The following is a 10,076-nucleotide window of genomic DNA, read 5'->3' as shown; positions in this document are numbered from 1 at the left end:
CTCGGCGAGGCCGGCCGTCTCGACGACGCGGAGCGGGCGGCGACGAAGTTCCTCGACGCGCAGGGCGCCGACCAGGCGCTGGTCCGGCTGACCCTCGCCCGCACCTTCCTCGCCAAGGGGGCGATCGAGCGCGCGATCGGCGCGCTGGCGGCGGTCGATGCCCACGGCCGCGGCGCGGCGACGGTCCTCGAGACGCTGGCCGACCTTCAGGGAAGCCGCGGCGACCAAGCCGGCCGCGCGGTCGCGCTGGAGCGGCTGCGGCGGATCAAGCCGGACGACGCGGACGTCGCCCATCGCTTGGGCGTCGCGCGGCTCGAGGCGGGCGACTTCCTCGGCGCCGAAGAGCCGCTGCGCGCCGCGGTCGCCGGCCGTCCGGACGATCCGCTGGTCCAGCGCGACCTGGCGCGGGTTCTCGTCCGCCTCGGACGGGGCGCCGACGCGCTGCCGGTCCTGCGCGGCCTGCCGCGCATCTACTGGGCGCCGCACACGCTTCTCCTTTGGGCGCAGGCGGCCGAGCAGGGCGGGGCGCCGGCCGAGGCGGCCGAGAAGCTGGAGACGCTCTACGAGGCGTTCGGGGCCGAGGACCGCGCGAACTTCGGCGCGGCGCTCCTCGTCCGCGCCGCGGGGGACCGCGCCCGCGCCGGCGACCACGCCGGAGCGCTGCGGCTCCTCGAGAAGGCCCCGGCCGACGATCCCGACGCCTTCAAGCTGCGGGTCGCCGAGCTGACCGCCCTCGGGCGCGGCGGCGAGGCGCAGGAGCTCCTCGCCGCGCGCCGCAAGGCCCGTCCGGGCGACGCCGCGGCGGCGGCGCTGGCCGCGCTGGCCGCGGACAAGCCGGCGGACGGCGCGGACGCGGCCCTGTCCGCGCTGGCCGGCGCCGACGACCGGGCGCAGGCGGTCGCGCAGACCGCGGCGCTCCTCGTCGCGTGGGACAAGCCGCAGGTCGGCGCGGCGCTGCTGGACCGCGCGGGCGCGGCGGGCGGCGCCGAGCGGCCGGAGCTGCTGCGGCTGCGGGCCGAGGTCTACTTCGCGGCCGGGCGCTCCGCCGAGGCGGAGACGGCGTTTCGGCGGCTGCTCTCGGCGGCCCCGAACGACGCCGGCACGCTGAACGACCTCGGTTGGCTGCTGACCTCCGAAGGGCGCTCGCTGTCCGAGGCGATCGACCTGCTGCGGCGCGCGGTGCAGATCAAGCCGTCGCAGCCGCAGTACCTCGACAGCCTCGGCTGGGCGCTCCACCGCGCCGGGCGGTCCTCGGAGGCGCTGCCGCTGCTGCAGCAGGCCGCGCGCCTCTCCGCGGAGCGGGGCGAGGCGGAAATCCGCGAGCATCTCGGCGACGTCTACCAGGCGCTCGGCGATCCGTCCCGCGCCCGCGCGGAGTGGACGGCCGCGCTGGCGATCGGGAGCGGCGACGCGGACCGGCTCCGCCGGAAGCTCGCCGCCGCGCCGCAGCCATGACGCCTTCGCGCGGGACGACGGGGCGCGTTCCCGGGGAGCGTTCGCCGGCCGACGGCGGCGCCGCGGCCATGACGGGGCCGCGCGGGACGGCGCGGGCCGGGCGGACGGTCCGCCGCGGCCGGTTCGTCCTCGCCGCGGCGCTCGCGGCGGCGGCGCTGGCGGCCGTCGGCTGCGCCGGCGTCACCCGCGTCGAGCCCGAGGCGCGCGAGGCCGGCCGCTGCCGCGACGCCGAGTACCGCGGCGGCTACACCGCGGCCGGCAAGACCGATCCCGCGACGTTCAAGATGTCGGCCCGCCTCTGCGGCGACGGCGCGGCGCTGCTCGAGTTCCGCGGCGCGATCGGCGGACCGGCGCTCGTGGCGGGGGTCCATCCGGGGAAGGACGTGCGGCTCCTTTTCCCGGGGCGGCGGGTCGCCGTGGACGGGCCGGACGACGCCTCGTTCTGGCGGCGCTGGACCGGCGCGGCGATCGACGGCGGCCTGATCGCGCAGCTCGGCGCGGGCGGGGTCTCGTCCGCGGCCGGCTGGCGCGCGGTCGTCGATCCGCCGGGCGCGGGGGAGACGCTTCCCGCCGGCCTGCGGGCGAGCGGTCCGGGGGGGGACCGGATCGAGTTGCGTAAGGTGAAGGAACGTCCCGCGCCGAGCGGTTCCGTGTGGCCCGCGATCCCGGCGAACTTCGCGCTGAAGCCGGCCGACGGCGCCTTCGAGGAGTGACGGCGACGATGACGATCGACGGAGGCGCGCGCCGCGTCGCGCTCGCGGCCTGCGCCAAGGTGAACTTGGCGCTCGACCTGCTCGGCCCGCGGCCGGACGGCTACACCGAAATCGCGACGGTCTTCCAGAGCGTGGACCTGGCCGACGACGTCGAGGTCGAACTCGATCCGGCGGGGAGCGGGATCGAGCTGCGTGTCGAGCCGACCGCCCCCTGCGCCGACGACGAGAACCTCGCCGTCCGGGCGGCGAAGCTGTACGTCGAGCGGTTCGGCGGGCTCGGCCGGATCTCGATCCGCCTCGTGAAGCGGATCCCGGCCGGCGCCGGCCTCGGCGGCGGTTCTTCGGACGCCGCGGCGACGCTCCGCGCGCTCGACGAGCTCGCCGGCGGGCGCGCCGCGCCGGGGGAGCTGGCGCGACTGGGACGGGGCCTCGGGGCCGACGTGCCGTTCTTCCTCGTCGGCGGCACGGCGGTCGGGATCGGCCGCGGCGACGAGATCGAGCCGCTCGAAGATCTCCGCTCGTGGCCGATCGTCCTCGCGCGGACCGGCCGGCCGCTCGCCACGGCCGAGGTCTACCGCCTCGCCCGCATTGGATTGACGGTCCGGCGCGATGCGCCTAATATCTCGCGGTTCCGTCGGCACTTGCGGGAGGCGCCGAGCGCGCCGCCTCCGCTGTCCAACGGGCTCGAACCGGCGGCGTTCCGCTTGGAACCGCTGATCCCGCGGCTCATCGCCTCGCTGGCGGAGTGCGGCGGCCGCGCCGGCATGACCGGCAGCGGCTCGACGGTCTTCGCCTTGTTCGAGCGCGAGGAGGACGCGCGGGAGGCGGCGGCGCGGACGGCCGCCGCGGCGCCGCAGGGCTCGTTCGTGCACTGCGCGCGGACGATCGGACGCGCGGCGGCGACGCGGCGCGGCTGACGGGGCGATGGAGCGGCGAGGGCGATGGAAATCACCGACGTGCGGGTCCACCCGGTGGACGAGGAGCGCCTGAAGGCGTTCGTCTCCGTGGTGTTCGACGCCTGCTTCGTCGTGACGGACATCAAGGTGATCGACGGTCCCGCGGGGCTGTTCGTCGCCATGCCCTCCAAGCGGCGCAAGGACGGGACGTTCAAGGACGTCGCGCACCCGCTGAACAGCGAGACGCGGCGGACGCTCGAGGAGCGGATCCTCGCCCAGTACGAGCAGGCGCTCGGCGCGGGCGAGGGGCCGGCCGGCTCGGATCGCGGGACGGCCGAGGCCGCGGCGGACGAAGAGTCGCAGCGCGGTCTGGGAAACGAGGGAGAGCGGTCATGACGTCGTCGGAACTGAAGGTCTTCAGCGGCTCGGCGCACCCGCAGCTCGCGGGCGAGATCTGCACCTACCTCGGCATCGAGGCCGGGCGCGTGCATCTCGAGCGTTTCTCGGACGGCGAGGTCTACGTGCAGATCCTCGACAACGTCCGCGGCGCCGACTGCTTCGTCATCCAGCCGACCAACGCCCCGGCGGAGAACCTGCTCGAGCTGCTGCTGCTGATCGACGCCTTCAAGCGGAGCTCGGCGGCGCGGATCACCGCCGTCGTGCCGTACTTCGCCTACGCCCGGCAGGAGCGCAAGGACCGGCCGCGCGTGCCGATCTCGGCCCGCCTCGTCTCCGACCTGATCGAGAAGGCGGGGGCCGACCGCGTGCTGACGATCGATCTGCACGCCCCGGCGATCCAGGGCTTCTTCAACATCCCGGTGGACCACCTCTTCGCCGCGCCGGTGCTCCTCGAGCACCTCAAGGCGCAGGGCGTGACCGACCCGGTCATCGTCTCCCCGGACGCCGGCGGCACCGAGCGCGCCCGCTTCTACGCCAAGAAGCTGGGCTGCGGCCTGGCGATCGTCGACAAGCGGCGCAGCGGCCACAACGTCGCCGAGTCGATCAGCGTCATCGGCGACGTCGAAGGGCACGACTGCGTGATCGTCGACGACATCATCGACACCGCGGGGACCCTCTCCGGCGCCGTCAAGGCGCTTCTGGAGCGGGGCGCGAAGTCGGTCCGCGGCTGCTTCACCCATCCGGTGCTCTCCGGCAAGGCGATCGACCGGCTGCGCGAGAGCCCGGTGACCAACATCACCGTGACGAACACGATTCCGCTCGACGAGCGCCGCCGCTCGCTCGAGAAGATCCAGGTCCTGTCGATCGCCCCGTTGATCGGCGAGGCTATCCGGCGGACCCACACCAACTCCTCGATCAGTTCGCTGTTCCTGTGAGCGAGACGCAGCGCGGGCGCCGCGCGCCCGTTGAGGGACGAGCATGAGCAACCAAGTCAGCATCGAAGTTCAGCACCGGGACGACGCGGGGAAGAACGAGTCCCGCCGGCTGCGCCGTCAGGGGATGATTCCCGCCGTGGTGTACGGCGGCGGCCGCGAGCCCGAAAGCGTGTCCGTCGATCCGCGGCCGATCGACGCGGTCCTCGACTCCGAGCGCGGCAAGAACACGCTGATCCACCTCAAGATCGGCGACCGCGAGCTCAAGCGCTTCGTGCTGATCCGCGAGATCCAGCGCCACCCGGTGACCGACCGGATCATCCACGCCGACTTCGTCCGCGTGGAGATGGACAAGAAGGTCGAAGTCGCCGTGCCGCTGGCCACGGTCGGCCTGCCTTGGGGCGTGAAGAACGAGGGCGGCCTGCTCGACCTGATCCACCGCACGGTGGCGATCAGCGTCCTCCCGGCCGACATCCCGGAGAAGATCACCGTGGAAGTGTCCGAGCTCCACGTCGGACAGCACATCGCCGCCGGCGACCTGAAGCTGCCCGAGGGGATGGAGCTGGCCGGTCCGGCGAGCGAGACGCTGATCACGGTCCTCGGCAAGGCCAAGGAAGAGGAAGAAGCCGCCGCCGCGCCCGCCGAGGGCGAGGGCGAGGCCGAGGCCGCCGAAGCGAAGCCGGAGGCCGCCGCGCCCGCCAAGAAGGGCGAAGGGAAGAAGTAGTCCCGCCTTCGGAGCGCGCCCGTGCGGTTGATCTTGGGGCTGGGGAACCCCGGCCCGGAGTACGAGGGCACCCGGCACAACGTCGGTTTCATGGTGGTGGAGGAACTGGGCCGCCGCCATGGGATCGACCTGTCCCGGGTGCGCCACCGCGCCCGCTCCGGCGCCGGACGGATCGGCGCCGAGGCGGTGCTGCTGGCCGAGCCGCTGACCTTCATGAACCTCTCGGGGGAGGCGGCGCGGCCGCTTTTGGCCTATCACGGCATCGTCCCCGAGGACGTCGTCGTCGTCCACGACGAGGCGGACTTTCCCCCGGGAACGGTCCGGCTCAAGCCAGGGGGCGGCACGGCGGGGCACAAGGGGCTCGTCTCGCTGGTCGCCCATTTCGGCACGCCCGAGTTCCTGCGGGTGCGGGTCGGGATCGGACGGCCGCCGGGCGGCCCGGACAAGATGGCGAAGTACGTGCTCGAGCGCCCCGGCAAGGCGGACGGCGAGGTCTTCCGGCTGGGCGTGCTGCGCGCCGCCGACGCCGTCGAGACGCTTCTGGCGAAGGGGCTCGAGGCGGCGATGCGGGAATTTCACGTCGATTGACGGTGTTGTTGCCCCCGCCGCGGGCGGACGGTAACATCCTCCGGCTTTTCCACCATAACCCTCGCCCCGGGTCGGACCCGGGGGCTAACAGCCAAGGGGGACAGGATCGATGCGACGCTACGAAATGGCGCTCGTGGCCGATCCCCAAGTGCCCGTCGAGGACCACGACAAGCAGCTGACCGTTTTCGAGCAGCTGATCGCCGAAATGGGCGGCGTGGTCCACAAGGTCGAGCACTGGGGGCGGCGCAAGCTGGCCTACCCGATCGGCAAGCACCACGAAGGCGTGTACACGCTCGTTCTCTACGACGCCGCGCCCGAAGTCGAGCGCGAGTTCATCCGCCGCGTGAAGCTGAACGACATGTTCTTCCGCTTCCTCTCGGTGCGCGCCGACCACCAGAAGGCGCCGACGGCCGAGGAGAAGGCTCTCTTCGAGCAGGCGCGCAAGGACTACATCGTCCGGGCGCAGGAACGGGCCGCGCAGGGCCTCGCCGACGTCGTCGAAGAGGACGTTCTGGCCGGGCCGGCCCCCGCTCCGGAGCGCGAGCGCGGCGGCCGCAACGAAGCCGACTTCGGCGACGAAGACGACGAAGTGCCGCCGACGGAGAAGGGAGAGGATAAATGAGCACCGGAACGCCCGCACGGCGCCGCGGCCGCCGCTTCCTCTTCCGCCGCCGCAAGTTCTGCAAGTTCTGCGAGACCAAGGTCGACGTGATCGACTACAAGGACCTGCGCACGCTGCAGAACTACATCCCGGAACGGGGCAAGATCCTGCCGCGCCGCGTTTCCGGCACCTGCGCGAAGCACCAGCGGCAGCTCGGCCAGGCGATCAAGCGCGCCCGCATGCTGGCGCTGCTTCCGTTCACCGCGGACTGAGGAGGCCGCCATGCAGATCATCCTTCGCGAGGACGTGGAGCACGTGGGCAAGCGGGGCGACGTCGTCAAGGTCGCCGACGGCTTCGCCCGCAACTACCTGATTCCCAAGAAGCTCGCTTATCTCGTGACCCCCGGCGTGCGCAAGCAGGTCGAGTCCGAGGCCCGGGCCAAGGTCGCGCGCGAGAACCGCGCGCGGACCGACGCCGAAGCGATCGCCGCCCGTCTGCGCGAGCTGACGGTGCTGCGCTTCGCCCGCATGGCCGGCGAGAGCGGCGCGCTGTTCGGCTCCGTCACGAACATCGACGTGGCCGAGGCGCTGATCGCGCAGGGCTTCGAGGTGGACCGCAAGCAGGTCCGCCTCGACGAGCCGATCAAGCGGGTCGGGACCCACCGGGTCACCGTCCACATCTTCAAGGACGTCGCCGTGGACCTCGTCGTCGAGGTCGAGGCGGAAGGCACGGAGCAGGCCGCGCAGTAGCGCGGCCTGGCTCTTTCGGCGGATGACCCGCCCCGCGCGCAAAGAAGAGCCGAAGGCGCCGCCGCTCGACGCGGCGGCCCTGAAGCGCGGCCTTCTGGCCGGGCTCTTGGCTTGGCTTGTGCCCGGCCTCGGCCACTTCTACGTCGGCGCGCGGCGGCGGGCCTACGCTTTCTGCGGACTGGTCGTCGGGAGCGCGCTGCTCGGCGTGGCGCTCGACGGCAACCTCGCCGTCTACGACGCGCGGACGCCGGTCCTCTCCTCGCTGCAGATCGTCGGCGGCGTCGCCGTCGGCCCGTGGGAGCCGCTGCTGCGCGGCGGGCTCTACGGCGGGATGGTCTACCGCGGCGACGACGGCCGGGCGCATTCCGATCCGGCGAACGAGGCGCCGCTGCGCGAACGTCGCCGGCGCACGTTCCGCGAGTGGAGCACCTACGGCTCGGCCTACCTGATGGCCGCCGGCCTGATGAACCTGCTGCTGATCTTCGACGCGTGGGACATCGGCGTCGGCCGGAAGGAGTAGCGGCCGTGCTCCACGTTCTGCACATGCTGATCTTCGCGGCGACGCTCAGCGCCTTCTTCGCGCTGCTGCTCGGCCGGCGCGGCCGGCGGCGGCGGCTGGCGCTGATCCTCTTCGCCTGCCTCTTCGGCGGCGGCCTGCTCGTCGGCTGGCTGATGTTCCCGCTGGCCTGAGCGATGTCCGCTCCGGACGCGGCGGGGGAGGCGGTGGCGGCGCGGCCTTCGCGGCGCTGGTGGCGTTTCCTGCTGCCGATCGCCGGGATGGCCCTCGACGCGTGGTCGTCGAACCGCGCGCTTTCGATCGATCTCTCGCACGGCTTGGACAAGGTCGTCCACGGCGCGGCGTTCGGCGCGCTCGCCGCGGCGTGGTTCTGGGCGTTCGCCCCGCGTCTCCGCTCGCTCTGGGCGGCGGCCGCGGCGGGCGTCGCGCTGACCGCGCTGTGGGGGGCGGCGGACGAAATGCACCAGAAGTTCGTTCCCGGCCGCTCGTCCGACGTCGCCGACTTCGCCGCCGACCTGCTCGGCGCGCTGGTCGCCGCGGCGGCGGTGCTGCTGCTGTCGCGGGCGCCGCTGGTGCGGCGGCTGCTCGCGCCGCGCGCGGCGCGGACGGAGTAGCCGATGCCGGCCCGCTTCGCCGTCGCCTGCCAGAGCCGCTCGCACGCGCTGCTGCTGCTGCAGGCGCTCGAGGCGCCGCCGGCGGACATCGCGTTCGCCGTCGAGTCGGCCGCCCACGAGCGCTTCCTGCGCAAGCTCGGCTGCCAGGTGGTGCGCGGGTCGCTGCGCGACCGCGCGACCTACCGCGCGCTGCTGCCGGCGGGGCAGTTGATCGTTTCGCTGCGGGACATCAGGCGGCTGCGCGGCGTGCTCGAGGCGATCCACCGCGAGCGCGGCGAGACGCCGGTCATCGTGCTTTCGATGGCCCCGCTCTCCTACATCCCGTTCGACTGCGCCGCTTTCCCGTGGGCCCGCGTCGTCGCCTCGGGGGACGTCTTCGCGCCGATCCTGCGCGACGAGATCCGCTTCGCCGCGGCGAAGGTGACGGTCCGCAAGATGCGCGAGGCGCTGGGCGACGCGAAGAACGCGGCGATCCTGCTGCAGGACGATCCGGATCCGGACAGCCTGGCCAGCGGCCTCGCGCTGCGCACGCTGCTCGGGCGGAACCGGACGACGATGCCGATGGTCTCGTTCGGCTCGGTGACGCGCCCCGAGAACCTCGAGATGATGCGGCTGCTCGACCTCGACATTCAGGTCGTGAACGAGGGCGAGCTGGCGGCGTTCGAGCGGATCGCGATGGTGGACACGCAGCCGCCGCACCTCCGGCTGCAGCCGCCGCGCGTGGACGTGGTCATCGACCACCACCCGGCGCAGACGTCGTACGAGGCGCGCTTCAAGGACGTGCGGAACGGCTACGGCGCGACGGCGACGATCCTCGTCGAGTACCTGCGGGCCGAGGGGACGAAGGTCAACGAGCGGCTGGCGACGGCGCTGCTCTACGCGATCCGCACCGACACGCTGCTCCTCGACCGCCCGGTGGCCGACGCCGACGTCGAGGCGTTCACGTGGCTCTACGCGCGGGCCAACATCAACCAGATCCGGCGGATCGAGCGTCCCTCGTTGCCGCGCGAGACGCTGCTCTCGTTCGCCGACGGGCTGCGCGAGGCGCGGATCGAGGAGAAGGTCGTCTTCAGCCATCTCGGCGCGGTCGTGCGCGAGGACATCATTCCGCAGCTCGCCGACTTCTGCCTGCAGGTCGAGGGGGTGGACTGGTCGGTGGTCAGCGGCGTGGTCGGGAGCGAGCTGATCGTCTGCGTGCGCAACGTCGGGTTCGTGCAGAAGGCGGGCGCCGTGCTCAAGGCGGCGTTCGGGGACATCGGGCCGGCGGGAGGGCACCGCTCGATGGCCAAGGCGATCCTCCCGCTCGAGGCGCTGCCGCAGGCCAAGGGCGCCGCGCTCGGGCCGAAGACCTACCGCGCGCTCGAGGATCGGTTCTTGGCGGCGCTCAAATCCCAAAAAACCGACAAAACCGATAAATCGTAGGGGCGGCTGGCGCGCCCCGATTCCCGCGTCCCCGCTCAACACTCCACCGCGCCTGCCGCCCGAGGTGATCGGCGCGCAACGTTGCCTTTCGTCGCGAAAGGCAGGATTGCGCGCGAGTCGAGTCGGGCGGCAGGCGCGGAAAAATCCTGAGCGGGGACACGTTGATCGTGACGCGCCAGCCGCCCCTGCGGGCCGATCCGATTGCGTCCGTCAGATGTTGATCTTGGCGCCGAGGACGGCGAGGAACTGGCGCATCCATTCGGGGTGCGCCGGCCAGGCGGCCGCGGTCACGAGGTTGCCGTCGGTCACGGCGTTCGTGCAGGCGTCGTTGGGCGCCTTGAACTCGGCGCCGGCGTTCGTGCACTCGGGGCCGCAGGCCGGATAGGCCATGCAGGTGCGGTTCTTCAGCACGCCGGCCGCGGCGAGGATCTGCGGCCCGTGGCAGATCGCGGCGATCGGCTTCTT

The 10,076-nt window shown here is 72.9% G+C and carries 15 protein-coding genes; 14 read left to right on the top strand and 1 reads right to left on the bottom strand.

Annotated elements, in window-relative coordinates:
* The 14 genes from LLG88_12260 to LLG88_12195 all read left to right on the top strand — a co-directional run.
* The coding region (locus LLG88_12260; GenBank protein ID MCE5247676.1) for a tetratricopeptide repeat protein at window positions 1-1,455 on the top strand (1,455 nt) is incomplete at its 5' end.
* A 68-nt stretch (window positions 1,456-1,523) separates the two neighbouring features.
* A complete protein-coding gene (locus tag LLG88_12255) occupies window positions 1,524-2,168 on the top strand; it encodes a hypothetical protein (GenBank protein MCE5247675.1) in 645 nt (214 codons plus the stop codon).
* An 8-nt stretch (window positions 2,169-2,176) separates the two neighbouring features.
* Window positions 2,177-3,085 (top strand): 4-(cytidine 5'-diphospho)-2-C-methyl-D-erythritol kinase, encoded by a 909-nt coding sequence (gene ispE / locus LLG88_12250; protein ID MCE5247674.1) that lies wholly within the window; start codon window positions 2,177-2,179, stop codon window positions 3,083-3,085.
* A gap of 24 nt (window positions 3,086-3,109) precedes the next feature.
* On the top strand, window positions 3,110-3,460 hold the full coding sequence (spoVG, locus tag LLG88_12245; protein ID MCE5247673.1) for a septation regulator SpoVG: 351 nt from the start codon (window positions 3,110-3,112) through the stop codon (window positions 3,458-3,460).
* Entirely contained in the window at window positions 3,457-4,398 is a 942-nt protein-coding gene (locus LLG88_12240; GenBank protein ID MCE5247672.1) for a ribose-phosphate pyrophosphokinase, read from the top strand. The genes spoVG and LLG88_12240 overlap by 4 nt, the downstream gene beginning before the upstream one ends.
* A 43-nt stretch (window positions 4,399-4,441) precedes the next feature.
* On the top strand, window positions 4,442-5,119 hold the full coding sequence (locus LLG88_12235) for a 50S ribosomal protein L25 (protein ID MCE5247671.1): 678 nt from the start codon (window positions 4,442-4,444) through the stop codon (window positions 5,117-5,119).
* A gap of 21 nt (window positions 5,120-5,140) precedes the next feature.
* Window positions 5,141-5,707 (top strand): aminoacyl-tRNA hydrolase, encoded by a 567-nt coding sequence (gene pth, locus LLG88_12230; GenBank protein MCE5247670.1) that lies wholly within the window; start codon window positions 5,141-5,143, stop codon window positions 5,705-5,707.
* Between the two features lie 109 nt (window positions 5,708-5,816).
* Entirely contained in the window at window positions 5,817-6,329 is a 513-nt protein-coding gene (gene rpsF / locus LLG88_12225; GenBank protein MCE5247669.1) for a 30S ribosomal protein S6, read from the top strand.
* On the top strand, window positions 6,326-6,580 hold the full coding sequence (gene rpsR, locus LLG88_12220) for a 30S ribosomal protein S18 (protein ID MCE5247668.1): 255 nt from the start codon (window positions 6,326-6,328) through the stop codon (window positions 6,578-6,580). Before rpsF ends, rpsR begins: the two co-directional genes overlap by 4 nt.
* A 10-nt stretch (window positions 6,581-6,590) precedes the next feature.
* Entirely contained in the window at window positions 6,591-7,058 is a 468-nt protein-coding gene (gene rplI / locus LLG88_12215) for a 50S ribosomal protein L9 (protein MCE5247667.1), read from the top strand.
* A gap of 22 nt (window positions 7,059-7,080) precedes the next feature.
* Window positions 7,081-7,578 (top strand): hypothetical protein, encoded by a 498-nt coding sequence (locus tag LLG88_12210; protein MCE5247666.1) that lies wholly within the window; start codon window positions 7,081-7,083, stop codon window positions 7,576-7,578.
* Window positions 7,579-7,583: 5 nt separating this feature from the next.
* Window positions 7,584-7,748 carry a hypothetical protein gene (locus tag LLG88_12205; protein MCE5247665.1) on the top strand — a complete coding sequence of 55 codons (165 nt, stop codon included), beginning with the start codon at window positions 7,584-7,586 and terminating at the stop codon, window positions 7,746-7,748.
* A 3-nt stretch (window positions 7,749-7,751) separates the two neighbouring features.
* A complete protein-coding gene (locus LLG88_12200; protein ID MCE5247664.1) occupies window positions 7,752-8,189 on the top strand; it encodes a VanZ family protein in 438 nt (145 codons plus the stop codon).
* Between the two features lie 3 nt (window positions 8,190-8,192).
* Window positions 8,193-9,611 (top strand): DHH family phosphoesterase, encoded by a 1,419-nt coding sequence (locus tag LLG88_12195; GenBank protein ID MCE5247663.1) that lies wholly within the window; start codon window positions 8,193-8,195, stop codon window positions 9,609-9,611.
* 210 nt (window positions 9,612-9,821) lie between these two features.
* Here LLG88_12195 and LLG88_12190 read toward each other — a convergent pair.
* Window positions 9,822-10,076 (bottom strand): DJ-1/PfpI family protein (locus LLG88_12190; protein MCE5247662.1); only part of this gene is annotated, 255 nt, incomplete at its 5' end.

This window comes from bacterium (assembly GCA_021372775.1).
Classification (GTDB): Bacteria; Acidobacteriota; Polarisedimenticolia; order J045; family J045; genus JAJFTU01.
The sequence above is the reverse complement of the archived record's forward strand: the minus strand, read 5'-3'. Positions and strand labels throughout refer to the sequence as shown.